This window comes from Streptomyces sp. DSM 110735 (assembly GCF_016482685.1).
Lineage (GTDB): Bacteria > Actinomycetota > Actinomycetes > Streptomycetales > Streptomycetaceae > Streptomyces.
The window spans coordinates 121,196-145,862 of the sequence record NZ_JACYHF010000011.1 but is presented as its reverse complement, the minus strand read 5'-3'; the positions used below and the strand labels follow the sequence as shown (position 1 = coordinate 145,862).

Sequence of the window (24,667 nt, the reverse complement as noted above, 5' to 3'; positions counted from 1 at the left end):
GTGAATGCCGTGCTCAAGGCGCTCTTGTGATCTGCCGTCAACACGTCTGTAAAGCCTGCGCAATATGTGGGTCCGTGAAGTTCCTGGGGCGATCCTGTCGAGAGATAGTTGAGAGCCAAATAGTTTTGGCATGAACACTTCCGATCAACGCGCGTAGCCGGTACCACAGTTGCGGCAGAGATCCTGCTAAAGGGAGGTTCCATGAGACGTACCCGACTTGCGGCATACGTGACTTCACTCCTCCTCGCCACCGGCCTCGGGATGGCCGGAGCCGGACAGGCCCAGGCAGCCGGTGGCGGCTATGTGGCGCTCGGCGACTCCTACTCCTCCGGAGTCGGCTCGGGCAGCTACATCAGCTCCAGCGGTGACTGCGACCGCAGCACCAAGGCGTACCCCTACCTCTGGAACGCCGCGCACAGCCCGTCCTCGTTCGCCTTCAACGCCTGCTCGGGCGCGCGCACCGACGATGTGCTCGCCAACCAGCTCGGCTCGCTCAACTCCTCGACCGGACTGGTGTCCATCACCATCGGCGGCAACGACGCCGGCTTCGCCGACGTCATGACCACCTGCGTCATCCAGTCCGACAGCACCTGCCTGTCCCGCATCAACACCGCGCGGGCGTACATCGACTCCACGCTCCCCGGCAAGCTCGACGCCGTCTACAACCAGATCAGCGCCCGCGCCCCGTCCGCCCGGGTCGTCGTCATCGGCTACCCCCGCTTCTACCTCCTCGGGCAGAGCTGCCTCGGCCTCTCCGAGACCAAGCGGACCGCCATAAACGCCGCCTCCGACTACATCGACAGCGCCATCCAGAAGCGCGCCCAGGCCCACGGGTTCGTCTTCGGCGACGTCCGCAACACGTTCTCCGGCCACGAGATCTGCTCCGGCGACTCCTGGCTGCACAGCGTCGACTGGCTCGACATCGGCGAGTCCTACCACCCCACGGCAGCCGGGCAGTCCGGCGGCTACCTTCCCGTCCTGAACAGCGCGGCCTGACCCGAGTCACCCGTCAGGGTGAATAAGAGGCCGAAGCGGAGGCCCCGTCCGACGGGGTCTCCGTCGTCTTCCGGCACGTCACCGAGAACGGCACCTGGTCCGACTCCGTCTTCACCGGCGAGCGCACCTCCACGCCGATCGCGTTCTCGATCGTCCCGCTGTCCGACCAGGTCGTCACGGTCACCCGCACCCGCTTGGTCCGCTCCCCGCCCTCCGGGAACGACAGCGTCCGCCAGCCGTCGTCCGGCAGCGAGCCGTGCCTGAGCTTCCAGCGGTACTCCACCTCCGCGGGCAGCTTCCCCACCGTGAACGTCGCCGTGAACGCGGGGGCGTCGTCGGTCGGGGGCGGGCAGGTGTCGTCGTACTCCGTGTGTTCCCCCACCACAGTGACGTGCACGGACTGGGCGGGTGTGGTGCTCGCCGCGCCGCTGGAGTGGGCGGGAGGTGGCGCGGCGGTCTTCGTGTTCCGGGTGGGGGAGCGGGTGGTGGTGGCGGCGGTCGGGCTTGTGCCGGACTTGCCCTCGTCGCCCTGGTCCCCGTTGTCGCGGTTGAGCAGGGCGTACGTCAGACCCGTCACCGCCAGGACCAGCGCGAGGACACCCGCGATCAGGGCGACCCGGGCGCCTCGGCTCGTCGTCGCGGGCTGCCGGGGATCCTCCGGGAGCGGGGTGGGGACGGGCAGCGGCGGGGTGGGGGACGGAGGTCGGGGAGTCCAAGCGGTGGTGGCGTACGGCGAGACGTGCGCCGTGTCCGTACGGGGCGTGCCGCCCGCCGCGACGAGGCGCAGATCCTGCTCGGCGCGGTCGGCGGCCAGGCGCTCTGTGGGGTCCTTGCGCAACAGTCCCTGGACGACGGGCGCGAGCGGACCGGCACGGCGCGGCTCCGGCAACTCGTCCTCGACCACCGAGCGCAGGGTGTTCAGCGGGGTGTCCCGGCGGAACGGCGAGCCGCCCTCGACAGCGGCGTACAGCAGCACGCCCAGCGACCACAGGTCCGACTCCGGACCCGGCGTACGTCCCAACGCCCGCTCCGGCGGCAGGAATTCGGGCGAGCCGATGACCTCGCCGGTCATGGTGATGGCCGAGCTGCCCTCGACCGTGGCGATGCCGAAGTCGGTCAGCACCACGCGCCCGTCCTCGGCGAGCAGCACGTTCGCCGGCTTCACGTCCCGGTGCAGCACCCCGGCGACGTGCGCGGCGCGCAGCGCGGCCAGCACCTCGGCGCCGATCCGTGCCGCGCGGTCCGGCGGCAGTGGTCCGTCCGCCTCCAGCGCGTCCGCGAGCGAGCGACCGCGCACCAGCTCCATGACGATCCAGGGGCGACCGCCCTCCATCGCCACGTCGTACACCGTGACCACGTTGCGGTGCGAGATACGGGCCGCCGCCCACGCCTCACGCTCCAGCCTGGCGTACATCCGCTCCACGTCGGAGGCGGGCAGACCCGCGGGCGCCCGCACCTCCTTGACGGCCACGTCACGGTGCAGCACCTCGTCACGGGCGCGCCACACCGTGCCCATGCCGCCCTGGCCCAGCGGGGACAGCAGTCGGTAGCGGCCCGCGATCAAGCGGTCGCGTCCGGGTTCCTCTGACACGGGCGACCCCCACGGCATCTCGCGTGATTCCTCCCCAAAAGTAGCTCAGCCCAAGGCTGTTGCGACCCCCTTGAGCATCAATCCGGCGCCGAGGGCGACGACGGTGAGGGCGGAGGCGAGCGGGAGGGAGCGGCGGACCAGGGCGGTCAGGGGGTGCGCGGTGCGGCGGGGGTGACGGTCGAGGACCCGGTTCACCCGTGAGCCGAGCCGGACGACGGCGAAGCCCGCCGCCGTCAGCGTCAGCGCGAGCCCGGCGCCGTACGCGACGACCAGGAGCAGCCCGAACCAGGCGTGGCCGAGTGCCGCCGCGCCGACCAGCACGACGACCGCGGAGGGGCTGGGGACGAGACCACCGGCGAAGCCGAGCAGGATCGTGCCGCGGAGGGTGGGGGCGGTGGGGTGGGAGTGGGTGTGGCCGTTGTGGGTGTGGACGAGGGGGTGGGGGGTGTCGGGGTGGGGGTGGTCGTGTGTGTGGTCGTGCGCGGGGGTGTCGTCCACGTGTGTTCCGTCCACGTGTGTTCCGCCCACATGGTGCTCGTGCACGTGGTGTTCATGCACATGGTGCTCGTGCACATGATGCTCGGCTCGGGTGTGTTCGTGCCCCGCGCCCACCAGGGCCAAGGGCCGGGACTCCGCGTGCTCGTGCTCGTGCTCGTCGGCGTGAGGGTGGGGGTGCGGATGCTCGTGACCGTGGTCGTGGTGGTGCTCGTGCCCATGGTCGTGGCCGTGCTCGTGCCCGTGCGCGTGTTCCTGCCCGTGCCCCGCGAGCTGTCGCCCCCGCCACGCCCTCCGTACCAGTGTCGCCCCCGCCACGAGCACGAGCGCGCCGCTCGCCACGCCCAGCCAGGCGATCACGGAGGGGGCGGCGGCGGAGCCCGCCGTGACCAGGACGCCGAGTCCGACCACGCCGAGGGTGTGGGTGACGGTCACCGAGGCGGCGAGGGGGAGCACGTCCCGCATCCGGGCGCGACCGCCCCGCGCGGCGGCGGCCGCGGCCATCATCGTCTTGCCGTGTCCGGGGGCGAGCGCGTGCATCGCGCCGAGCACGACGGCGATGAGCAGCGCCAGCGCGGCGAAACCGGCCGTGAGGTGATGCCGGGCGACCAGGTCGTTCAGGGCCTGGGTCCAGCGGTCGGCGCCGCGCGGCAGCACGGAGGCGGCGGGCGCGTCGCGTTCCGCCGACAGAGCCGGTCCGCCGGGGCGCACCCCCAGCCGGGCGGTGGAGGTGTCGGCGGGGGAGGACAGCAACTGGGCGGGGTACTTGGTGAGTTCGCGGGAGACCGACTTCTCCGGCACGTCGGAGCGGGTCAGCGTCATCCGGTCGCCCCGCGCGGTGATCTCCCGCCAGCCGGGACCGGAGGAGACCCCCGCGCTGTGGAAGCCGACGGTCAGCGTCGCGCCCTTGGGCAGCGGAGCCCGCTCCGCGCACTCGACGCGCAGGGTCTGAAGGCCCGCCTGTCCGGGTCGCAGCCGTGCGGTGGCCGAGGTGACGGTGAGCGCGACGGGGCGCCCCTCGACGGTGAGCCTGCTGCCCCGCGCCGCCGCCGCACAGCGCCGCTTGGCCCACTCCGCCCTGCCGAGCCGTTCGAGGTCGGGCTTGGCCTGGGTCGCCGGAATCTCCGCCAGGTCCTCGACGTGCGCGACGCGCAGCTCCCCGGGCGCGGCCACGAGACCGTCGTAGTGGTTGACGGTGAAGTTGCCGAGCGGGTGCGCGCTCGCCGCCGTCGCCGGGCCGAGCGCGAGGGCGCCGGCGCCGGTGAGGACGGCGGCGGCGAGCGTCAACGAGCGCCGGAGTGACGTCACTTGGTGTCCTCCAGCGCCTTGCGGGCGGTCGCGGCGCCGAGCGGGGAGAAGCCGGGGTTGAGCTTGAGCGCGGACTTCAGTGAGGCGCGGCCGTCGCTCCGGTGTCCGGTGGCCAGCTCGATCATGCCGCGGTGGTAGCGGAAGAGGGCGTTGCGGTAGCCGGTGGCCGTGGCGCGGCGGGCGTACGGCAGCGCCTCGCGGTCGTGGCCGTTGACGTGCAGCGCCCAGGCCAGCGCGTCCGCCGTGTGCACGGTGTGGCGGCGGGACCACTCGGCGCGAGCCGCGTGCAGGGCGGCTTTCTTGTCGCCGTGGTCGGCGGCGGCAAGCGCGGTGTCCAGGTCGGCGTCGACGCCGTTGGCGCGGGCGATCCGTATCCACGCCTCGACCAACGCGTACTGTTCGTGGGCGCGTTCGCGGTCACCGGTCGCGCCGCGCGCCTCGTACAGCTCGCCGAGTTCGACCAGCGGGGCGGGCAGCGGGTAGCGCGAGACCACCGTCTCCATGCCCTTGAGCGCCCCGGCCCGGTCCCCGCTCGCCGCCTGCGCGCGGGCGCGGCCCTCCAGCGCGGGGAGGTAGTTCTCGTCGGCGGCGAGGGCGCGGGCGTAGTAGGTGAGGGCGGACTTGTAGTCGCCCTGGTTCCAGGCGAGTTGACCGAGCTGCGCGGCGACGTACGCGATGTCGCCCTTCGACGTGGCCGCCCCGAGCGCCTGCTCAAGGACGCGCCGTGCCGCCGGTACGTCGCCGCGCAGCTCACGGACGTAGGCGTACCGCGTGAACACCGGCACCCCCGGCTTGCGGGCGTCGGCGGTGTCGGCGGCGCGGGACGCCTCGTCGTACCGGCCGAGTTCGACCAGCGCGTCGATACGGGACGACAACGCCCGTTCGCTGTACGGGTTTTGCGTCAGCGCCCGGTCGGCTTTCGTCAGCGCGCCCTTGAAGTCGTGCCGTGCCGCGGCGAGCGCCGCCTGCCCGGCCAGCGCCTGATCACTGTGCGGGGACAGCGTGAGGGACCGCTTCAACGCCGCCTGCGCCTGCGGATATCGCGCCGGGTCCCCCTTGGTCCGCGCCTGTTCCACATACGCGAGCCCCAGCGTCGCCCACCCGTCGGAATCCCTGGGCTGCGCCTTGAGATGCGCCTGCAACGCGGCGATCGCCGCATCCGGATCGCCGCTCGCCAGCGCCCCCGGATCAACCGCCGCCGACACGGCCACGGCGGTCACCGGCGCCTTGTCCCGCGCCGCGTCGACCGCGACGGCCCCGCCGGTGACGGCGACGGCCAGCAGCACGGCGATCCCGGCGCGCTGGGCGAGACGCCGACCGCGGCGGGGTGTTTCGGTGGGGCGAGCGGGGGTGTCCTGCGCTGCGGGGGAGGGTTCCGCCGACGGAATGCTTCCCGGCGTCTCCCCGGTCGTTCCGCCGGAGGTCGTCTCGTTCGTGCGCGGGGTCATGCCCTCTCCAAGGTCGCCTGCTGGGGTGGGAAGGGGGGGCGCGGTCCGCCGTGGGGGAGTGTGCGGACCGCGCCCGGTCGGGATCAGTACGGGCGCTGCATCCGGCGGCGCCACCAGCCGAAGGCGGTGCCGATCAGCAGGACTCCGGCCGCGCCCGCTGCCGCCGAACCGGCGATCAGGACGGTGTTGTCGGAGCCGCCGGAGGCGGAGGCGGGCTGGAGGGCGTCACCGAGGGCGCTGCGCACGTCGGCACCCGCGGTCGTGCCCTTGGCGAGCTTGCCGCGCGAACCGGCCGTGGGCTCCGCGACGTACGGGAAGTACTTCTCGAACTTCTTGTCGTTCTTGTCGACCGCGTCACCCAAGTCGTTCTTGGAACCGACCAGTTCGCCCTCGACGACCTGGAGCGCCTCGTCCACGACGTCGTCGGTGAGCCGACGCCCGTTCGGGAAGCCCGCGTTGTCCCCGTCGAGCACGCCGAGCCGCTTGGGGTGCATGGCGGGCTTGATGGAGGTGTTCAGCCGGAGCTGCTCCGAAGGCTTCACGTTCGGCGGCTGGTTGAGCCCCTTGACGCCCTTGAGGAACACGTCGACCAGGTCGTTGCGCGGCTCGGCGGGCGCCTTGATCTTGTAGATGCCCTCGATGAGCTTGGGCAGTTCGGGGTTGGTGACGTTCTTCAGGAACTGCGCGTCGTACGCGGGCTGGGACGCGTTGAAGCGGTCCTTGTCCTTCTGCGGGTTGACGACCTCGTTGACGAGCGGGTTGCCGAGCCGCGAGACCTGCGAGAAGTAGCCCTGGGCGTTGCGCCGTTGGGTGGTGGACCAGATGCCGACGACCGGCTGGTCGGCGGACTCGCGGATCAGGCTGGTGGGCACCTGGAGGGCGATCGTGTTGACGTTGTAGCCCTTGAGGGTGTCGCGTCCGACCTCGCTGAGGTTGCCGCCGTAGAGCAGGTCGAAGACGCGCAGGTCCAGGAAGAACGGGTCGTCGGCCTGGCCCGCGAACGTCGCCGCACCGGACGCCGACTTCTGGATCGCCTGCTCACGCAGCTTCGCGTACTGCGGCATGGACGCCTTGCCCACGTTCGACGGCGCGACCGGGGCGTTCCGGACCATCTTCGACTTCGACACGACGTGATGGTTCTTCGACCGGATCACTTCGATGTCGTACGTCTGCGTCACGTTCAGGTCGGGATCGTCCAGGCTGGTGACCGGACCGGTGTTGTAGAGGAACGTGTTCCCGTTCTTCGTATGCGTCTTGAACGTGTAGCGGAACGTCAGGTCGTCCTGCGCGTCGCCGTTGCTGTCGATGTGGATGTCGTACTGCGCGTCGTCCGCGAACGTGTAGAAGTTCGGGCCGCCCGCGGGGTCCTCGAACGGGATCCAGTTCGCCACGATCGTCGTCGTGTCCGGCTTGTCCGGGCTGACGAACGCGTACAGGTCGGTGTTGTCGTACTGCGGGGTGCCCGAGATCAGCGGGGCCTCGCGGTGCGAGGAGGCGGAGGCCGCCCCGGGTGCCAGTGCGGCGGTACCGGCGGCCGCCAGACCGCCGGCGGCCAACGCGCCGCAGATGAGCGGTATCAGGCCCTTGCGCCCCGAGCCGCTCCTGGAGAAGAGAGGTGTCATGCCGTCCGTCCTCAGTGCCAACTTGCCTTGACGGACGGGTATACGGAGCGGAGCGCGCTTTCGGATTGGCCGCCGGGGAAATTTCTTTTCCTCGTTCTCGACCCGCGTTTTCGCGCCGCCCATCCGTATCATCCGCCGGAGGTGTGCGTTCGTGCGGATGCATGGGGTCACGGGCAGCTCCGGCTGCGGCCGGGGGAGCCAGGTGAGGGGAGCCCGGATGGAGGCGGACCAGCTTCTGGTGCGCGTGGCCGGCGGCGACCAGACGGCCTTCGAGGAGTTGTACGCGCTGGTGTCCGGGCCGGTGTTCGGACTGGTCCGGCGTATCGTGCGCGACCTCGCCCAGTCCGAGGAGGTCGTGCAGGACGTGCTCCTCGAACTCTGGCGCTCCGCACCCCGGTTCGACCCCGCGCGGGGCAGCGCGCTCTCCTGGATCCTCACCCTCGCCCACCGCCGCGCCGTGGACCGGGTGCGCAGCGTCCGCGCGGCAGGGGAACGCGAGCAGCGCGAGGCTCTGCGCGCCGGGGAACCCGCCTTCGACCACGTCTCCGAGGAGGTCGAGGCCGGACTCGAACGCGAATGGGTGCGCCGCTGCCTGGACCGGCTCACCGCACTCCAGCGCCAGTCCGTCACCCTCGCCTACTACGACGGCTACACCTACCGCGAGGTCGCCGAACGCCTCTCGCTGCCGCTCGGCACCGTCAAGACCCGGATGCGCGACGGACTCACCCGGCTGCGCCACTGCCTCGGAGGTGCCGCGTGAGCCTCCTCGGACGGCTGCTGCGCCGCGACGACCCGCACTCCCTCGCCGCGCCCTACGCCCTCGACGCCCTCGAACCCGGCGAACGGCGCCGCTTCGAGCGGCACCTCGCCACCTGCGAGCGGTGCGCCACCGAGACCCGCGCCCTCGCCGACGACGTGGTGCGGCTCGCCTGGTCCACCGCCGCCCCGCCGTCCGACGCCCTGCGCGAGCGGGTGTTCGCCGCCGTCCGCGTCACCCCGCAGGAACAGCCCGCCACCCCACATGTCCGCCCCCGTGTCGCCCAGTTGCCCCCACATGTGTGGGGCGCACAGCCGCCACCGTCCCGCCGTACGCGCCCGCTGCTCGTGCCGTTCGCCACGGCGACCGCCGCGGCCGCGCTCGTCGTCGCCTCCCTCTTCGCGGTCCAGGCGGACCGCACCCAGGACCGGCTCGCCGCCGAGCAGGCGCGTTCGCGTGAGATCGCCCACGTCCTCGCCGCGCCCGACGCCCGCGCCACCAGCGGCGAGGACGCGCGCGGGCGGAGCATGGCCGTGATCGCCTCCGCCGCCGAGGGACGGGCCGTCGTCACGCTGAGCGGTTACGGCACGCCGCCCGGCGGGCGCGTCCACCAGTTGTGGCTCGTGCGCCCCCACGCGCAACCGCGCTCCCTCGGGCTCCTCACCGGCGACACGCCCTTGGTCGCCAAGGGACTCGACAAGTCCTCGGCGTCACTCGCGGTGACGGTCGAGCCGGACGGCGGCTCATCGCGTCCCACTGGCCAGCCCATTGTCCAACTCACCCTGAAATCGGTCGGATTCGGAGAGTAGTCAAAGCGGGATGATCAACCACCTTGCGGGGAAGGTGAATCCCGTGGCCGAGATACACGTGGGCCCAACCGGGACGATAGGGTTACCCTGCCCGGGCCGGGTGGATTCGTACGGGTGGGGAGTGACATGGAACAGATAACGATGCGCAGCAGGGCCAGGGTTCCTGCGATCACCTGCGGGAGCAGCGCGAGCAGTTCGCGCCTGGACCGCCATCTCTCGGTGCTGGCGGGACCCGCCATCCCGCAGCAGAAGACGGCAGAAGCGACCTCGCTGATGCGCGAGCTGACCGCACGCGACACGGCGCACCGCCGCAGCGACCGGGGTGCTCGGGTCCGCCGGGTCTCCCTCTTCGCCCCCCTGCGCCGTCTGCGGCGCTCCCTCTTCGGCAGCCACTGACCGGACACCGGACCGCACCAGGGTTCTCTTCGAGCCCACCCCGCGCGTCCGGTTCCGGCCCGCGTCCGCACGACCCACGCCTCAGGCTGCCACGCCGCCCCGGCACACCGCCGCGCCCCGCCGTCCGTCATTCCCACGGCGCGCTCCGCGGCGGACCGGCGTGTCCCGCCCTGGACGTTCCCTGCCCCGTGCTCGCGCTGCCGCCCGTCCGGCGTGAAGGCACCGCCGTCAGAGCAGCGCGAACTGCCCCTCAGGACCCTCCTCCTGGTGATCCAGAACCGAGGCGGGACGACGCATCGAAGGCGGGGACGGAAGCACTCCCGCCTCGTGGAGGTCCGCCGCGGTGAGTGGCGACGTCACCTTCAACTCCGCCCTCGTCGGGGCGATTTCCGCCAGCAGCGCCAGGACCGTGATCAGCTCCAGCAGCTCCGAGGTCCAGGGCTGTGGCCAGGACGCCGGGCGGATCGCCGAGAGGGTGCCCGGTGTCGGCGCGGTCGTCCGAGCCGTGAACCAGGCTTCCAGGGTGCGGACTTCGGACACCTCGTGCTCCCACGCCGCGAGCGGCACGGGAGAGATACGACCCTCGTCCAGGCACAGGGTCTCGGTCTCGGGCTCGTAGCTCACGGTGCTCGGCCACGCGGGCAACGGCGCCCGGACGTACGGGCGTCGGCCACCGGGCAGCTTGGGGCGGTCGCCGTCGCGGCGCATCAGCCAGAGCAGGCGGTGACCCAACTCCACGCCCCGCGACCAGACTTCGGTGTCGGACGTGAGCGGGACCGTGCAGTCCGGTCGGATCGTGGCCAGCGTCCACGCCAGGAAGTCCTCCGGCGTGGGGCGGGCGCCCAGTACCCGCGCCAAGTGGTCCAACAGGCCCGGCGCCAGGTTGGGTTCGATGCCGCCGGGGCGCCGGTACAGCGGGCGGACGCGGCCGGAGGGGATCGTGGGCAGGAGAGAGGTCGCCAGCAGCGCGTCGCCGGTCTCCACCACGAACACCTGGTGCGCGTCCGCCACCCGCCACAGCTCCGGACGGGCCGCGTCGAGCAGCCGGTGGTCCGGGATCAGCCACCGCTCGTCGAACGGCGCCGCCAGCACCCGTACCGGCTCCGCGCACGGACCCGAGGCGCGCGCCAGCCGCTCCGTACCGGCCGGATGACCCGGCAACTGCGAGACCGCCGACCGCGTCGACCGCGCCCGGGTCGCCTCGAACAGACCCTCGCGGTCCGCCCCTTCGGCCGAGAGCAGCGCCGCCCAACGAGCCTTCAGTGAGGCGGCGTCGGGCGCCGTCGGCCACGCGCGGCCGGGTCGCAGCGGTGCGACGGACCACGGCATGAGGTCCGCCAGCGGCGGAGCGTCGTCGTCGTACGTCACGCCCGGCATCGTACGACCTGTCCGGCTCCCGGACACGGGGATGAGCGCCACGCGTACCCGCTCACACCAAGCCCGCCCGCACCGCTCACGTCGCGTCCAGCGTCACCGTGAACGAGAACCGGTCCCCCCGGTAGTGGATGACCGCCACGTCCAGCACCCGCCCGCCCGCGTCGTACGTGATCCCCGTGTAGTGCAGGATCGGGCTCAGCAGGGGGACTTGGAGCAGTCGTGCCGTCTCCGGGTCGGCGAGGCGTGCCTCCACCGTGTCCGTGATGCGGCTGATCCCCGCGCCCACCACGTCCCGCAGCACCTTCGTCATCGGCTGACGGGCGAGGTCCGCCGGGTCGATGCGGGCTGCCAGCTCCGGGCGGACGTGGTTGACGGCGTGGTTGGTGGGCTCGCCGGTGCTCTCGTCGCCGCGCAGACGGTGGTAGACGGCGACCTCGGTGAGGTCGGGGAAGTACTCGGCGAGGGCCGAGGGGACCGGTACGCGGCGGTGTTCCAGCAGCTCGCTGGTCATGCCGGACTGCTGGGCCACGATCGCGTCGACCGAGCCGAGCAGCCGCACCGGGGCACCGCGCCGGGCATCGGGTTCGATGAAGGTGCCGCGCCTGCGGTGGCGGCTGATCAGACCCTCGTCCTCCAGCTCTTTCAGCGCCTGCCGCATGGTCAGCACGCTCACTCCGTAGTGCCGCGCGAGATCCTCCTCGGTGGGCAGGCGCAGCGGGTCCTGGGGCGAGCGGCCGAGGATGGAGGCGCGCAGGGACTGCGACACCTGGTACCAGAGCGGCAGCTTGCGGTTCAGGACGATCGAATCCGGAGCGAATGAGGTCACGCGGCTATCCGTACCTGTCGGAGAGGATCAGCGCAATGGAGCGGTCGGAGCGAGGTCAGGGCGAGGTCAGGGCGCCCGGAAGTGCCGCTCCAGTCCCCGCCACACATCGTCGTAGCGCGGCTGGAGATGGTCGGCGCCTGCCGCCTGCGGGGTGAGGGTGACCGGCCAGCGCGTCTCGAACATGAAGGCGAGACCGTCGTCGATCCGCTGCGGTCGCAGTTCCGCCGCGCTCGCCCTCTCGAAGGTCTCCCGGTCCGGTCCGTGCGCCGACATCATGTTGTGCAGCGAGCCGCCGCCCGGCACGAACCCCTCCGCCTTCGCGTCGTAGGCGCCCTCGACCAGACCCATGTACTCGCTCATCACGTTCCGGTGGAAGTACGGCGGCCGGAAGGTGTCCTCACCCACCAGCCAGCGCGGCGCGAACACCACGAAGTCCACCCCGGCGAGCCCGGGAGTGTCCGACGGTGAGGTCAGCACCGTGAAGATCGACGGGTCCGGGTGGTCGTAGGAGATGGTGCCGATCACATTGAACCGGCGCAGGTCATAGACGTACGGCACATAGTTGCCGTGCCAGGCGACCACGTCGAGCGGGGAGTGGTCGTACGTGGCCGTCCAGAGGTTGCCGCAGAACTTGTTCACCACCTCCACCGGACCCGTCTCGTCCTCGTACGCCGCGACGGGCGCCCGGAAGTCGCGCGGGTTGGCCAGCCCGTTGGCGCCGATGGGACCGAGGTCGGGCAGCCGGAGGGGCGCACCATAGTTCTCGCACACATAACCCCGGGCGGTCGGGCTCTGCCCGCTGTCGGACTCGGCATCCAGCAGCTCCACACGGAAACGCACCCCACGCGGGATCAGCGCCACATGTGCGGGCTCCACATGGAGCCGCCCGAACTCGGTGTGGAGCAGCAGTCCGCCCCGCTCCGGCACGATCAGCAGCTCCCCGTCGGCGTCCGAGAAGACGCGCTCCATCGAGGAGTTGGCGTGGTAGAGGTGCACGGCCATGCCGGTGCGCTGGGTCGCGTCGCCGTTGCCGCCCAGGGTCCACAGCCCCGCGAGGAAGTCGGTCCCGGCGGGCGGCTCGGGCAGCGGGTTCCAGCGCAGCCGGTTCGGGTCCGGCACCGTCTCGGTGAAGGGCGCCGTACGGATCGCGCCGTTGCCGGTGCGGGTGAACTCCGGATGCGCGGCTGAAGGACGGATGCGGTACAGCCACGAACGCCGGTTGTGCGCCCGGGGCTCGGTGAACGCCGTACCGCTGAGCTGCTCCGCGTACAGCCCGAACGGCGCCCGCTGCGGCGCGTTGCGGCCCTCGGGCAGCGCGCCCGGTACCGCCTCCGAGGCGTGTTCGTTGCCGAACCCGGTGAGATACGACAGTGCCTCGGCGGTCTTCCGCGCGTCCGCGCCCATGATCGCTCCCTCGCGCCCGGGACGCGCTCCGTCGGCCGCCCCATTCCTCTGTAGCACCGTAGGAATGAGCGGGCCCCGGCGCAAGGGGGCGCGCTTCACCGGAACGGTGTGGCGAGGCATCATGTGGCCGTGCCCCATGCGACATCGCTCCGCCGCGCGCCCGTCCAGCGGCGCAGCGCCGAACGGCTGACCCGGATCCTCGACGCCTGCGCCGCGCTCCTCGACGAGGTCGGCTACGACGCGCTGAGCACCCGCGCCGTGGCCGAACGCGCCGGTGTCCCCATCGGCTCCGTCTACCGCTTCTTCGGCAACAAGCGCCAGATGGCCGGCGCCCTCGCCCTGCGCAACCTCAACCGCTACACCGAGCGCGTCACCGAACGCCTGGAGCAGACCCCCAAGGGCGACTGGCGGGCGGCGATGGACGTGGTCCTGGACGAGTACCTGCACATGAAGCGCACCGCACCCGGCTTCGGGCTCGTCGACTTCGGCAACCAGATACCGATCGGCACCCGCCAGTCCGCGCCCAACACCCGCGTCGCGGACCGCTTCACCGACCTGCTCTCCGGTCACCTCGGCCGCACCCCGGACGACGATCTGCGCCGGGTCTTCCTGGTGGCGGTGGAGAGCGCCGACACCCTCGTCCAGCTCGCCTTCCGGACGGACCCGCGCGGGGACGCCGCGATCATCCACGAGACCCGGGAGCTGCTGCGCGCCTATCTGAGCCGCGTACTGGACTGAACCGGGCGGGATCGCGCACGGGTCTCCCCGTCATGCCAACCGGTCGGTATGCTCGCCCCCAGCCCGTCGGCCAGGTCCAGGTCCAGCGTTCAGGTCCGCGTCCAGGCTCCGGGAGGCAGCGCCGCCGACCCCTCCGGGAGGACCCGTGTCCCGCACCGCCCTGCGCATCTGCCCTCTGTGCGAGGCCACGTGCGGACTGACCCTCACCATCGAGGGCACCCGCGTCACCGGCGCCCGGGGCGACCGGGAGGACGTCTTCAGCAAGGGGTTCATCTGCCCCAAGGGCGCCGCCTTCGGTGCCCTCGACGCCGACCCCGACCGGCTGCGCACCCCGCTCGTCCGGGTCGACGGCGAGCTGCGCGAGGCGACCTGGGAGGAAGCCTTCGCCGCCGTCGCCGCGGGGCTGCGCCCGGTGGCGGAGCGGTACGGTCGCGACGCGGTCGGCGTGGTCCTCGGCAACCCCAACGTCCACACCGTGGCGGGCGGTCTCTACCCGTCCGTGCTGATCGGCGCCCTGCGCACCCGCTCGGTGTTCACCGCCTCCACGGTCGACCAGATGCCCAAGCACGTCTCCAGCGGACTGCTCTTCGGTGACCCGAACGCCATCCCGGTACCCGACCTCGACCACACCGACCATCTGCTGCTCATCGGCGCCAACCCCCTTGAGTCCAACGGGAGTCTGTGCACCGCCCCCGATTTCCCCGGGAAACTCAAGGCACTTCGCGCCCGTGGCGGACGCCTCACCGTGATCGACCCGCGCCGCACCCGCACCGCCCGGCTGGCCGACCGGCACATCGCCGTACGCCCCGGCACCGACGCGCTGCTGCTCGCCGCGCTGGCCACCACCCTGTTCGAGGAGGGGCTGACCGACCTCGGCGATCTCGCCGCGCACGTCGAAGGACTCCCCGAACTCCGTGCGGCGCTCAGCGACTTCACCCCCGAAGCCGTCGCCCCCGCCTGCGACGTCGACGCCGCTCTCCTCCGCACCCTCGCCCGCGAACTCGCCGCCGCCCCCACCGCCGCCATCTACGCCCGCATCGGAAGCTGCACCGTCCCGCACGGCACCCTGGCGAGCTGGCTCGTGGACGTCCTCAACACCCTCACCGGCAACCTCGACCGCCCCGGCGGCGCCCTTTTCCCGCAGGCCGCCACCGACCGCACACCCCGCCCGGCCGGACCCGGGCGCGGCTTCATCCTCGGTCGCTGGCACTCCCGGGTGCGCGAACTTCCCGAGGCGAAGGGCGAGTTGCCGCTGTCCGCGCTTGCCGAGGAGATCGACACCGCGACCGAGCAGGGCGAACCGCTGCGTGCCCTCGTCGTGATCGCGGCCAACCCGGTGCTGTCCGCCCCCGACGGCGACCGGCTCGACAAGGCCCTGGAATCACTGGACTTCATGGTCGCCGTCGACCCCTACCTCAACGAGACCTCCCGCCACGCCGACGTCGTCCTGCCGCCGCCCCCGCCCGCGCAGAGCCCCCACCACGACTTCGCCTTCAACACCCTCGCCGTCCGCAACCAGGTCCGCTACAGCCGCCCCGCCGTCCCCCTGGAACCGGGCAGGATGGCCGAGACCGAGATCCACGCCCGGCTGGTCCTCGCCGCGATGGGGATGCCCGAGGCCGATCCCGGCTCGGTGGACGCCATGGTCGTCGAGCAGACCCTCGCCAAGGCCGTGAAGGAGCCCCACTCCCCGGTCCACGGCCAGGACCCGCAGGACCTCGCCGCCCGTCTCACCGGCGACGACGGTCCCGAGCGGCGCCTGGACCTGATGCTGCGCCTCGGACCCTACGGCGACGGCTTCGGCGCCGACCCGGACGGTCTCACCCTCGACCGGCTCCTCGCCCACCCGCACGGCATCGACCTCGGACCGCTCCGCTCCCGCCTGCCCCAGCCGCTGAAGACGGTCAGCGGCAGGATCGAGCTGCTGCCCGCCCCCGTCGCCGCCGACCTGCCCCGACTCCGGCAAGCCCTGCGCGAGCGTCCCGCAGGACCGGTCCTCGTCGGCCGCCGCCATCTGCGCTCCAACAACAGTTGGCTGCACAACCTCCCCGCCCTCACCGGCGGCACCAACCGCTGCACCCTGCACCTGCACCCCGAGGACGCGGCCCGGCTCGGCGTGCGCGACGGGGAACCCGTACGAGTGAAAGGCGCCGGGGGAGAGGTGACGGCGCCCGCCGAGATCACCGACGGCATCCGGCCCGGCGTGGTCAGCCTCCCGCACGGCTGGGGGCACGACCGCCCCGGCACCCGCCAGAGCCACGCCGCCGTCCAACCCGGCGTCAACGTCAACCAGTTGCTCGACGGCACCCTGCTCGACCCGCTCTCCGGCAACGCCGTCCTCAACGGCATACCCGTCGAGCTGACCCGCGCGAGGGTCCCGGAACCCCGGTGACCGCCCCGGAACCCCTGGCGGCGGAAAACTAACGCCGCTAGTTTGTTTCTCGGCCCGCCCCGCACCACGCTGGAGCACACGCCGTACGCCGGACCCGCCGGGAGGAACACCATGAAGGCACACGACGGTCTCTACATCGACGGCGCCTGGCGCCCCGCCGCCGGGCGGGACATCATCGAGGTGGTCAACCCCGCCGACGAGCAGATCATCGGCCGTGTCCCGGCGGGCGACGCGCAGGACGTGGACGCCGCCGTGCGCGCCGCCCGCGCCGCGCTCCCCGACTGGGCGGCCACACCTCCGGCCGAGCGCGCCGCGCGCCTCGCCGCCCTGCGGGACGCGCTGGCCGCCCGCGCGGACGAGCTCACCGAGACGATCACCGCCGAGCTGGGCGCCCCGCCGGACTTCGCGCGGAACGTGCAGGCAGGGCTGCCCGTCGCGGTCGCCGGGTCCTACGCCGAACTGGCCGCCACCCACCCCTTCGAGGAGAAGGTCGGCAACTCCACCGTCCTGCACGAACCCGTGGGCGTCGTCGCCGCGATCACCCCCTGGAACTACCCCCTCCACCAGATCGTCGCCAAGGTCGCCCCGGCACTCGCCGCAGGGTGCGCGGTCGTCCTCAAGCCCGCCGAGAACACCCCGCTGACCGCCCAGCTCTTCGCGGAGGCGGTGCACGAAGCGGGCGTGCCCGCAGGCGTGTTCAACCTCGTCACCGGACTCGGCCCGGTCGCCGGGCAGGCGCTCGCCGAACACCCCGGCGTCGACCTGGTGTCCTTCACCGGCTCCACGGCGGTCGGCCGCCGCATCGGCGCGGCGGCGGGCGCGGGCGTCAAGCGCGTCGCCCTGGAACTCGGCGGCAAGTCCGCCAACGTCATCCTGCCGAGCGCCGACCTCGCCAAGGCGGTCAAGGTCGGCGTCGCCAACGTGATGGCCAACTCCGGCCAGACGTGCAGCGCGTGGACCCGCATGCTGGTCCACCGCGACCAGTACGACGAAGCCGTCACGCTCGCCGCCGAGGCCGCCGCCAAGTACGGCGACCGCATCGGCCCGGTCGTCAGCGAACGCCAGCGCGACCGGGTGCGCGGCTACATCGAGAAGGGCGTCGCCGAGGGTGCCCGCCTGGTCGCGGGCGGACCCGAATCCCCGCGCGAACAGGGCTGGTTCGTCAGCCCCACCGTGTTCGCGGACGTCACCCCGGACATGACCGTCGCCCAGGAGGAGATCTTCGGCCCGGTCCTGTGCGTCCTGCCCTACGACGACGAGGACGACGCCCTGCGCATCGCGGACGGCACCGTCTACGGTCTCGCCGGAGCCGTCTGGGCAGGCGACGAGGACGAAGCCGCCGCCTTCGCGCGCCGGATGAACACCGGCCAGGTCGACATCAACGGCGGACGCTTCAACCCCCTTGCCCCCTTCGGCGGTTACAAGCAGTCCGGAGTCGGCAGGGAACTCGGCGCCTTCGGACTGGCCGAGTACCTCCAGACCAAGTCCCTCCAGTTCTGAGGAAGTCGGTGACCATGGCCGTACGAGCCGCCGTCCTGCCCGCCGTCGGTGAACCCCTGGAGATCACCCGCATCGAGCTGCCCGCACCCGGACCCGGCCAGGTCCGCGTCCGCCTCGCCGCCGCCGGGGTCTGCCACTCCGACCTCTCCCTGGCCAACGGCACCCTGCGCGTCCCCGTCCCCGCCGTCCTCGGTCACGAGGGCGCCGGAACCGTCGTCGCCGTGGGGGAGGGGGTGACCCATCTGGCACCCGGGGCACCCGTCGTCCTCAACTGGGCGCCCGCCTGCGGAGATTGCCCTGCCTGCGCACGCGGCGAGGTCTGGCTGTGCGGCAACGCGCTCAACGGCGCCGCCGCCGTCCACGCCCACACCACCGACGGCACCGCACTCCATCCCGGTCTCAACGTCGGCGCGTTCGCCGAGGAGACGGTCGTCCCCGCCTCCTGCGCGCTGCCCCTGCCCGACGGCATCCCGCTCACCGACGCGGCCCTCCTCGGCTGCGCCGTCCTCACCGGCTACGGCGCGATCCACCACTCCGCCCGCGTCCAACCCGGCGAAACCGTCGCGGTGTTCGGGGTCGGCGGCGTCGGACTCGCCGCGCTCCAGGCCGCGCGGATCGCGGGCGCGGAACGGATCGTCGCCGTCGACGTCTCCGCCGACAAGGAGGATTTGGCGCGCGGCGCGGGTGCCACCGACTTCCTGCTCGCCTCCCCGCAGACGCCCCGCGAGATCCGCGCCCTCACCGGCGGCGAAGGTGTCGACGTCGCCGTGGAGTGCGCGGGCGTGGCCACCGCCATCCGCGCCGCCTGGGAGTCCACCCGGCGCGGCGGTCGCACCACGGTCGTCGGTATCGGCGGCAAGGACCAGCAGGTCACCTTCAACGCCCTCGAACTCTTCCACTGGGGACGGACGTTGTCCGGCTGCGTCTACGGCGACTCGGACCCGGCCCGCGACCTCCCTGTCCTCGCCGAGCACGTCCGCGCGGGCAGGCTGGACCTCAAGGCGCTGGTGACCGAACGGATCACCCTCGACGGCATCCCCTCCGCCTTCGAGAACATGCTCGCGGGCAAGGGTGGACGCTCCCTGGTGCTCTTCGAGGACGCCGACTGAGTCCGGCGGATCAGCCCTCCTCGGGCCGCCGCCCGGTCACCGGTTCCACCACCGGCTCTCCCTCCGGCCCGGCGGCGGCTCCGACCCGGACCACCCGCGCCCGCGCCCTGGACCGCGACACCGCCACACCCGCCAGGCACAGCACCCCGCCCACCAGCGTGAGCGGTCCCGGCACCTCGTCCAGCACCAGCCAGGACAGCAGCACCACCAGCGCCGGGACCGCGTACGTCGTCGCGCCCATCCGCGAGGCGGTCGTCCGGGCCAGCGCGTAGGCCCAGGTGGTGAAGGCGAGCGCGGTCGGGAAAACGCCCAGGTACACCATGTCCAGGGTGGCCGGGAGTGAGGCACGCGACGCCTCCGCCACCAGGTGCCCCGCGAACGGCAGGCAGCACACCGCCCCGACCAGACAGCCGAACGTCGTCACCTGCAGGGCGCTCGCCGACCCGAGCGCGGGCTTCTGCGAGACCACCCCGCCCGCGTAGGCGACCGCCGCGAGCAGGCACAGCACCACACCGAGCACCGAGGAACCGCCGCCCCCGGACGACATCGAGAGCCCCACGACCACCGCGCCCGCGAACGACACCGCCATCCCCGCCAGCAGCCGGGGCGGCATCGGATCCCCGAGCAGCCGTGCGCCGAGCAGGGCGATCAGCAGCGGACCCACGTTCACCACGAGCGCGGCCGTACCGGCGTCCACCTGCCGCTCGCCCCAGTTCAGGACCACCATGTAGAACCCGAACCACAGCACCCCGGAGACCAGGATGCCCCGCCACGCGGCACGTGGTGGCCACCCCTCACGCCGCAGCAGACACAGCGCCCCCAGCGCGACACTCCCCGCCAGCATCCGCCCGAGCGCCAGCGCCCCCGGCGAGTAGGCGTCCCCGGCGGCCCGGATCGCCACGAAGGCGGAGGCCCACAGCAGAACGGTGACGACGGCAGCCGCGGTGGGCAGCACGGGACGAGACGAGGCGTTCATCAAGCTCCTTGAAGAGAAGGGCACTTCACAGCCAACGGCACCACACGAAAGGGGCGCGGGGAACGGCGCGACCAGCCCCATCGGACCCGCACCCAACCCGCGACATCAGCCCATCCGCCCCCGCCTCAAACACATCACCCCACCGAAACCCCGAGCAACTCATAAAGCTTCCGGGACCCCGACGGAGTCACCCGAACCGCCCGCCCCGACCCGATCCGCTCGCACCACCCCGACTCCAGCGCGTGCCGGCACAGCCCCGCGCCCGCCACCCCGGCGAGATGCGGACGCCGCTCGGTCCAGTCGAGGCAGGAGCGGGCCAGCGGACGCCGCCCGGAGCGGTCCAGCTCGATGCCCACCGCGCCGAACCACTCCACCCCCGCCTCCGTCAGCGCGAACCCGGTGTCCTGGCGCAGCAGCCCCCGCGCGGTCAGCCCGTCCGTGAGCGTGATGCCGAGGTGCCCGGCGAGATGGTCGTAACAGGTCCGGCCACGCGCCATCGCCGCCCCGGCGCTCGACTCCCGCAGTGTGCGCGGCTGTTGGCGTACCGCGTCGGCGGGGAGCCGTGCGGTCAGGTCCTCGACCAACTGGGCCACCTCGGGTCCGGCCAGGCGGACGTACCGGTGCCGCCCCTGGCGTTCCTCGGCGAGGAGACCGCCCGCGACCAGCTTGCCCAGGTGCTCGCTGAGCGTGGAGGCGGCGACGCTCGCGTGCCGGGCCAGCTCACCCGCCGTCCACGCCCGCCCGTCCAGCAGGGCGAGCAGACACGCGGCGCGCGTCTCGTCCGCGATCAGTGCGGCGAGCGAGGCGAGTCCGGGAGCCCGGGGGTCCTTGGCGGTCATGCGTTCCAGCATGGCGGACGGACACTTCGGCGCCCACCGAACGAACCCCACCCCGGGCTCAGCCCGCCCGCTCCACCCCCGCGAACTGCCCCTCCAGCCCGTCGAGCAGCGCCGCGAGCCCCGTCTCGAAAGCCCGCTCGTCGATCTTCTCCTGCTGCTCGGCGAGGAGATGCGCCTGCCCGAGGTGCGGATAGTCGGCGGGGTCGTAGGCGCTCTGGTCGTCCACGAAGCCCCCGGCGAAGGAGCCCAGCGCGGAGCCCATGATGAAGTACCGCATCAGCGCGCCGATGGAGGTGGCCTGCGCCGGGGGCCAGCCCGCGTCCACCATCGCGCCGTAGACCGCGTCGGCCAGCCGCAGCGCTGCGGGGCGGCGGCCGGGACCACGCGCGAGGACCGGGACGATGTTGGGGTGGTCGCGCAGGGCGGAGCGGTAGGAGACCGCCCAGTCGTGCAGCGCGGTCCGCCAGGGGCGGCCGTCCTCGAACATCGACAGGTCGACCTGCGCGCTCACCGAGTCCGCGACCGCCTCCAGGATCTCGTCCTTGGTGCGGAAGTGGTTGTAGAGCGAGGGCCCGCTCACGCCGAGTCCGGCGGCGAGCCGCCGGGTGGAGACGGCGGCGAGCCCTTCGGCGTCCACGAGTTCCCGCGCCGCCGCGACGATCCGGTCGGTGCTGAGGAGGGGCTTGCGCGGTCGGGCCATGGCGCACATAGTAGGGCTGCCACAAGAAACTAGCACTGCTAATTTAACGCGGGTCCGGTGCGACCCGGGGTGAGGTGATCGCATGGTGAACCTGGAGCTGAGCGAGGAGCAGGCCGCCGTGCGCCGCCTGGCCCGGGACTTCGTCGCGCGCGAGATCACGCCGTACGCGACCGGGTGGGACCGCGCCGAGGAGGTCGACCGGGGCATCGTGAAGAAGCTCGGCGAGGTCGGCTTCCTCGGGCTGACCGTCGACGAGGAGTACGGCGGCTCGGGCGGCGACCACCTCGCGTACTGCCTGGTCACCGAGGAGCTGGGGCGCGGCGACTCCTCGGTGCGCGGGATCGTCTCCGTCTCCCTCGGACTCGTCGCCAAGTCGGTCGCCGCCTGGGGCGACGAGGAGCAGAAGCGGCGCTGGCTGCCCGGGCTCACCTCCGGCGCGTACGTCGGCTGCTTCGGTCTGACCGAGCCCGGCACCGGCTCCGACGCGGGCAACCTCACCACCCGGGCCGTACGCGACGGCGGGGACTATGTGATCAACGGCGCCAAGACGTTCATCACCAACGGCACCTGGGCCGACGTCGTCCTGCTCTTCGCCCGCTCCACCGACGCCCCGGGGCACAAGGGCGTCTCCGCCTTCCTGGTCCCCACCGACACCCCCGGTCTCACCCGCCGCGCCATCCACGGCAAGCTCGGGCTGCGCGGCCAGGCCACCGCCGAGCTGGTCCTGGAGGACGTGCGGGTGCCCGCCTCCGCGCTGGTCGGTCCTGAGGGCAAGGGCTTCTCCGTCGCCATGTCGGCGCTCGCCAAGGGGCGGATGTCGGTCGCGGCGGGCTGCGTCGGCATAGCCCAGGCCGCCCTCGACGCGGCCGTGGGATACGCCGGGGAGCGCGAGCAGTTCGGCAGGTCCATCGCGCACCACCAGCTCGTGCAGGAGCTGATCAGCGACATCGCCGTGGACGTGGACGCGGCCCGGCTGCTGACCTGGCGGGTCGCCGACCTGATCGACCGGGGGCAGCCGTTCGCCACCGAGTCCTCCAAGGCGAAGCTGTTCGCCTCCGAGGCGGCCGTGCGCGCCGCGTCCAACGCCCTTCAGGTCTTCGGGGGTTACGGCTACATCGACGAGTACCCGGCGGGCAAGCTCCTGCGCGACGCCCGCGTGATGACGCTCTACGAGGGCACCAGCCAGATCCAGAAGCTGCTCATCGGACGGGCGCTCACCGGGGTCTCGGCGTTCTGAGGTGCCTTCTGAGTATCCGCACTGAGTACGTCGGCGGATGTGGCGCGCGCCGCGTCCGCCGACACTCGTGCCATGAGCGACACGCCAGTCAAGCAGCAGAGCACGGCCGCCTTCTACGGACAGGCCGTCGCCTCGTTCGCCGTCGCCATGACGGCCACCGCGATCGGCATCTACCGGCTCGACGCCAACGCCTGGGTGCGCGCCTTCCTCGCCATCGCCGTCCTCTATCTCGTCACCTCCGCCTTCACCCTCGCCAAGGTGATCCGGGACCGGCAGGAGGCCGGGGAGATCGTCAGCAGAGTCGACCAGGCGCGCATGGAGGAGCTCCTCACCTCCCACGACCCGTACCGCAAGACCCCCGACCCCCGGCAGTTGCACTAAGCGGTCGCTCACCTTCGGCGGTATGGTGGTGCTCCTGTCAGCGAGAGGGGCCAGTGAGCGATGAGTACGGCGGAGGAGACGGCCGGCGCCGAGATGGAGCCGTGGGCCGAGGTCACCCCTGACGCGGCCCGGCGCCTGCTCGTCGCGGCCGTGGAAGCCTTCGCCGAGCGCGGCTACCACGCGACGACGACCCGCGACATCGCGGGCCGCGCGGGCATGAGCCCGGCCGCGCTCTACATCCACTACAAGACCAAGGAAGAGCTGCTCCACCGGATCAGCCGGATCGGCCACGACAAGGCGCTGGACATCATGCGCACGGCCGCCCGGCGCGAGGGGAGCGCCGCCGAGCGGCTCGCCGACGCGGTCGGCTCCTTCGTGCGCTGGCACGCCGGGCGGCGCACCACCGCGCGGGTCGTGCAGTACGAACTGGACGCGCTCTCGCCCGACGCCCGCGCCGAGATCCTCGCGCTGCGCCGCCAGGTGGACGCCGAGGTGCGCGGGATCATCGAGGACGGCGTGGCCGCGGGCGAGTTCGACGTGCCCGACGTGCAGGGCACCACCCTGGCGGTGCTCTCGCTCTGCATCGACGTGGCCCGCTGGTTCAACGTGGACGGACCGCGCACCCCGGAGCAGGTCGGCGCGCTCTACGCCGACCTGGTGCTGCGGATGGTGGGGGCGCGCTGAGCGCGCCCCGCGCCGCCCGCCGGTGGTCCGTAGGACGGCGTACCGCTCAGAAGTAGTACCGGGACACCGACTCCGCCACGCACACCGGCTTCTCGCCGCCCTCGCGCTCCACGGTGAAGGCGACGGACACCTGGACACCGCCGGGCACGTCCTCGACGTTCGTGATCGTCGCGGTGGCGCGCAGGCGCGAGCCGACGGGTACGGGAGCCGGGAAACGGACCTTGTTCGTGCCGTAGTTGACGCCCATCTTCACGCCCTCGACCGCGATGAGCTGCGGTCCGAAGAGGGGGAGCAGGGAGAGGGTGAGATAGCCGTGCGCGATGGTCGTCCCGAACGGACCCGCCGCGGCCTTCTCCGGGTCGACGTGGATCCACTGGTGGTCCCCGGTGGCCTCGGCGAACAGATCGATCCGCTTCTGGTCGACCTCCAGCCAGTCGGTGTGGCCGAGCTGCTCGCCCACGGCCGCCTTCAGCTCGTCGGGGGAGGTGAAGGTCCTCGGTGCTGCCATGTTCCCGGCCTCTCGCTCGCGTCTCTCGCATATCTCTAAGCAACTGCTTAGCATGGTCGGGAGCGGGTCGCCTGTCAACGGAGTCCGCGTGGCGGGTCGGTAGGCTCTGAGGAGTGTCCCGGATTCCCGAGAAGATCCACGAGCTGACCGTCGGGCAACTGTCCGCGCGCAGCGGCGCCGCTGTCTCCGCGCTGCACTTCTACGAGGCCAAGGGCCTGATCCGCAGCCGGCGCACCTCCGGCAACCAGCGCCGCTACTGTCGCGACACCCTGCGCCGCGTCGCCTTCATCCGCGCCGCCCAGCGCGTCGGCATCCCGCTGGCCACCATCCGCGAGGCCCTCGCCGAACTCCCCGAGGAACGCACCCCCACCCGCGAGGACTGGGCCCGCCTCTCCGAAGCCTGGCGCACCGAACTGGACGACCGCATCGCCCAGCTCAACCGCCTCCGCGACCACCTCACCGACTGCATCGGCTGCGGCTGCCTCTCCCTGAAGAGCTGCGTGCTGTCCAACCCGGACGACGTACGCGGCGAACAGCAGTCGGGCTCCCGGCTGATGCGCGAGCACCGCTGAGG

General features: G+C 72.4%; 23 protein-coding genes. 12 read left to right on the top strand and 11 right to left on the bottom strand.

The window, feature by feature from the left end; translation table 11 throughout:
* Positions 1-201 precede the first annotated feature (201 nt).
* Entirely contained in the window at positions 202-996 is a 795-nt protein-coding gene (locus IF655_RS18855) for an SGNH/GDSL hydrolase family protein (protein WP_199586045.1), read from the top strand.
* Positions 997-1,009: 13 nt separating this feature from the next.
* Here IF655_RS18855 and IF655_RS18850 read toward each other — a convergent pair whose 3' ends face one another.
* The 4 genes from IF655_RS18850 to IF655_RS18835 all read right to left on the bottom strand — a co-directional run bounded on the left by IF655_RS18850 (position 1,010) and on the right by IF655_RS18835 (position 7,460).
* Positions 1,010-2,605: a serine/threonine-protein kinase gene (locus IF655_RS18850; RefSeq protein ID WP_199586043.1), complete on the bottom strand. Its 1,596-nt coding sequence runs from the start codon at positions 2,603-2,605 to the stop codon at positions 1,010-1,012.
* A gap of 27 nt (positions 2,606-2,632) precedes the next feature.
* Entirely contained in the window at positions 2,633-4,390 is a 1,758-nt protein-coding gene (locus IF655_RS18845) for a sulfite exporter TauE/SafE family protein (protein ID WP_307814967.1), read from the bottom strand.
* Positions 4,387-5,838 (bottom strand): lipopolysaccharide assembly protein LapB, encoded by a 1,452-nt coding sequence (locus IF655_RS18840; protein ID WP_242488804.1) that lies wholly within the window; start codon positions 5,836-5,838, stop codon positions 4,387-4,389. The genes IF655_RS18845 and IF655_RS18840 overlap by 4 nt, the downstream gene beginning before the upstream one ends.
* Before the next feature lie 83 nt (positions 5,839-5,921).
* Positions 5,922-7,460, bottom strand: coding sequence for a DUF4331 domain-containing protein (locus tag IF655_RS18835; protein WP_199586041.1), 1,539 nt, complete (start codon positions 7,458-7,460; stop codon positions 5,922-5,924).
* A 217-nt stretch (positions 7,461-7,677) separates the two neighbouring features.
* On the opposite strand from IF655_RS18835, the gene IF655_RS18830 reads away from it, so the two are divergent.
* The 3 genes from IF655_RS18830 to IF655_RS18820 all read left to right on the top strand — a co-directional run bounded on the left by IF655_RS18830 (position 7,678) and on the right by IF655_RS18820 (position 9,422).
* On the top strand, positions 7,678-8,220 hold the full coding sequence (locus tag IF655_RS18830) for a sigma-70 family RNA polymerase sigma factor (RefSeq protein WP_199586039.1): 543 nt from the start codon (positions 7,678-7,680) through the stop codon (positions 8,218-8,220).
* Positions 8,217-9,026, top strand: coding sequence for an anti-sigma factor domain-containing protein (locus IF655_RS18825; protein ID WP_199586037.1), 810 nt, complete (start codon positions 8,217-8,219; stop codon positions 9,024-9,026). Before IF655_RS18830 ends, IF655_RS18825 begins: the two co-directional genes overlap by 4 nt.
* Before the next feature lie 126 nt (positions 9,027-9,152).
* A complete protein-coding gene (locus IF655_RS18820) occupies positions 9,153-9,422 on the top strand; it encodes a hypothetical protein (RefSeq protein ID WP_199586035.1) in 270 nt (89 codons plus the stop codon).
* Between the two features lie 228 nt (positions 9,423-9,650).
* On the opposite strand, the gene IF655_RS18815 is transcribed toward IF655_RS18820, so the two are convergent.
* The 3 genes from IF655_RS18815 to hmgA all read right to left on the bottom strand — a co-directional run bounded on the left by IF655_RS18815 (position 9,651) and on the right by hmgA (position 13,029).
* Positions 9,651-10,799, bottom strand: a complete 1,149-nt coding sequence (locus IF655_RS18815; protein WP_199586033.1) for a type ISP restriction/modification enzyme — start codon at positions 10,797-10,799, stop codon at positions 9,651-9,653.
* A gap of 76 nt (positions 10,800-10,875) precedes the next feature.
* On the bottom strand, positions 10,876-11,625 hold the full coding sequence (locus tag IF655_RS18810; protein ID WP_199586031.1) for a GntR family transcriptional regulator: 750 nt from the start codon (positions 11,623-11,625) through the stop codon (positions 10,876-10,878).
* Between the two features lie 66 nt (positions 11,626-11,691).
* Complete coding sequence (gene hmgA / locus IF655_RS18805; protein WP_199586029.1) at positions 11,692-13,029, bottom strand: homogentisate 1,2-dioxygenase; 1,338 nt, start codon at positions 13,027-13,029, stop codon at positions 11,692-11,694.
* A 123-nt stretch (positions 13,030-13,152) separates the two neighbouring features.
* Here hmgA and IF655_RS18800 point away from each other — a divergent pair, with 123 nt between their 5' ends.
* The 4 genes from IF655_RS18800 (at position 13,153) to IF655_RS18785 (ending at position 18,768) form a co-directional block, all read left to right on the top strand.
* A complete protein-coding gene (locus tag IF655_RS18800) occupies positions 13,153-13,767 on the top strand; it encodes a TetR/AcrR family transcriptional regulator (RefSeq protein ID WP_199586027.1) in 615 nt (204 codons plus the stop codon).
* 145 nt (positions 13,768-13,912) lie between these two features.
* A complete protein-coding gene (locus IF655_RS18795; protein ID WP_199586025.1) occupies positions 13,913-16,159 on the top strand; it encodes a molybdopterin oxidoreductase family protein in 2,247 nt (748 codons plus the stop codon).
* A 111-nt stretch (positions 16,160-16,270) separates the two neighbouring features.
* Positions 16,271-17,659, top strand: a complete 1,389-nt coding sequence (locus IF655_RS18790) for an aldehyde dehydrogenase family protein (RefSeq protein ID WP_199586023.1) — start codon at positions 16,271-16,273, stop codon at positions 17,657-17,659.
* A 14-nt stretch (positions 17,660-17,673) separates the two neighbouring features.
* Positions 17,674-18,768, top strand: a complete 1,095-nt coding sequence (locus IF655_RS18785; protein ID WP_199586021.1) for a Zn-dependent alcohol dehydrogenase — start codon at positions 17,674-17,676, stop codon at positions 18,766-18,768.
* 10 nt (positions 18,769-18,778) lie between these two features.
* On the opposite strand, the gene IF655_RS18780 is transcribed toward IF655_RS18785, so the two are convergent.
* The 3 genes from IF655_RS18780 to IF655_RS18770 all read right to left on the bottom strand — a co-directional run bounded on the left by IF655_RS18780 (position 18,779) and on the right by IF655_RS18770 (position 21,283).
* On the bottom strand, positions 18,779-19,744 hold the full coding sequence (locus IF655_RS18780; protein WP_199586019.1) for a DMT family transporter: 966 nt from the start codon (positions 19,742-19,744) through the stop codon (positions 18,779-18,781).
* A 134-nt stretch (positions 19,745-19,878) separates the two neighbouring features.
* Positions 19,879-20,583, bottom strand: a complete 705-nt coding sequence (locus IF655_RS18775; protein WP_199586017.1) for a helix-turn-helix transcriptional regulator — start codon at positions 20,581-20,583, stop codon at positions 19,879-19,881.
* A gap of 58 nt (positions 20,584-20,641) precedes the next feature.
* A complete protein-coding gene (locus tag IF655_RS18770; RefSeq protein WP_199586015.1) occupies positions 20,642-21,283 on the bottom strand; it encodes a TetR/AcrR family transcriptional regulator in 642 nt (213 codons plus the stop codon).
* Between the two features lie 85 nt (positions 21,284-21,368).
* Between IF655_RS18770 and IF655_RS18765 the strand changes: the two genes are divergently transcribed.
* The 3 genes from IF655_RS18765 (at position 21,369) to IF655_RS18755 (ending at position 23,585) form a co-directional block, all read left to right on the top strand.
* Entirely contained in the window at positions 21,369-22,520 is a 1,152-nt protein-coding gene (locus IF655_RS18765) for an acyl-CoA dehydrogenase family protein (RefSeq protein WP_199586123.1), read from the top strand.
* 72 nt (positions 22,521-22,592) lie between these two features.
* Positions 22,593-22,901 (top strand): YiaA/YiaB family inner membrane protein, encoded by a 309-nt coding sequence (locus IF655_RS18760; RefSeq protein ID WP_199586013.1) that lies wholly within the window; start codon positions 22,593-22,595, stop codon positions 22,899-22,901.
* A 60-nt stretch (positions 22,902-22,961) separates the two neighbouring features.
* Complete coding sequence (locus IF655_RS18755; protein ID WP_018549222.1) at positions 22,962-23,585, top strand: TetR/AcrR family transcriptional regulator; 624 nt, start codon at positions 22,962-22,964, stop codon at positions 23,583-23,585.
* Between the two features lie 46 nt (positions 23,586-23,631).
* On the opposite strand, the gene IF655_RS18750 is transcribed toward IF655_RS18755, so the two are convergent.
* Positions 23,632-24,093, bottom strand: a complete 462-nt coding sequence (locus IF655_RS18750; protein ID WP_199586011.1) for a MaoC family dehydratase — start codon at positions 24,091-24,093, stop codon at positions 23,632-23,634.
* Between the two features lie 113 nt (positions 24,094-24,206).
* On the opposite strand from IF655_RS18750, the gene soxR reads away from it, so the two are divergent.
* Positions 24,207-24,665, top strand: coding sequence for a redox-sensitive transcriptional activator SoxR (soxR, locus tag IF655_RS18745; RefSeq protein ID WP_199586009.1), 459 nt, complete (start codon positions 24,207-24,209; stop codon positions 24,663-24,665).
* The last annotated feature ends 2 nt before the right edge of the window (positions 24,666-24,667 follow it).

Bases quoted from the DNA above. Each gene is read 5' to 3' on its own strand.
- IF655_RS18855 (WP_199586045.1), top strand. From the start codon at position 202: ATGAGACGTACCCGACTTGCGGCATACGTGACTTCACTCCTCCTCGCC.
- IF655_RS18850 (WP_199586043.1), bottom strand. From the start codon at position 2,605: ATGCCGTGGGGGTCGCCCGTGTCAGAGGAACCCGGACGCGACCGCTTG.
- IF655_RS18840 (WP_242488804.1), bottom strand. From the start codon at position 5,838: ATGACCCCGCGCACGAACGAGACGACCTCCGGCGGAACGACCGGGGAG.
- IF655_RS18835 (WP_199586041.1), bottom strand. From the start codon at position 7,460: ATGACACCTCTCTTCTCCAGGAGCGGCTCGGGGCGCAAGGGCCTGATA.
- IF655_RS18830 (WP_199586039.1), top strand. From the start codon at position 7,678: ATGGAGGCGGACCAGCTTCTGGTGCGCGTGGCCGGCGGCGACCAGACG.
- IF655_RS18820 (WP_199586035.1), top strand. From the start codon at position 9,153: ATGGAACAGATAACGATGCGCAGCAGGGCCAGGGTTCCTGCGATCACC.
- IF655_RS18815 (WP_199586033.1), bottom strand. From the start codon at position 10,799: ATGCCGGGCGTGACGTACGACGACGACGCTCCGCCGCTGGCGGACCTC.
- hmgA (WP_199586029.1), bottom strand. From the start codon at position 13,029: ATGGGCGCGGACGCGCGGAAGACCGCCGAGGCACTGTCGTATCTCACC.
- IF655_RS18790 (WP_199586023.1), top strand. From the start codon at position 16,271: ATGAAGGCACACGACGGTCTCTACATCGACGGCGCCTGGCGCCCCGCC.
- IF655_RS18785 (WP_199586021.1), top strand. From the start codon at position 17,674: ATGGCCGTACGAGCCGCCGTCCTGCCCGCCGTCGGTGAACCCCTGGAG.
- IF655_RS18780 (WP_199586019.1), bottom strand. From the start codon at position 19,744: ATGAACGCCTCGTCTCGTCCCGTGCTGCCCACCGCGGCTGCCGTCGTC.
- IF655_RS18775 (WP_199586017.1), bottom strand. From the start codon at position 20,583: ATGACCGCCAAGGACCCCCGGGCTCCCGGACTCGCCTCGCTCGCCGCA.
- IF655_RS18770 (WP_199586015.1), bottom strand. From the start codon at position 21,283: ATGGCCCGACCGCGCAAGCCCCTCCTCAGCACCGACCGGATCGTCGCG.
- IF655_RS18760 (WP_199586013.1), top strand. From the start codon at position 22,593: ATGAGCGACACGCCAGTCAAGCAGCAGAGCACGGCCGCCTTCTACGGA.
- IF655_RS18755 (WP_018549222.1), top strand. From the start codon at position 22,962: ATGAGTACGGCGGAGGAGACGGCCGGCGCCGAGATGGAGCCGTGGGCC.
- IF655_RS18750 (WP_199586011.1), bottom strand. From the start codon at position 24,093: ATGGCAGCACCGAGGACCTTCACCTCCCCCGACGAGCTGAAGGCGGCC.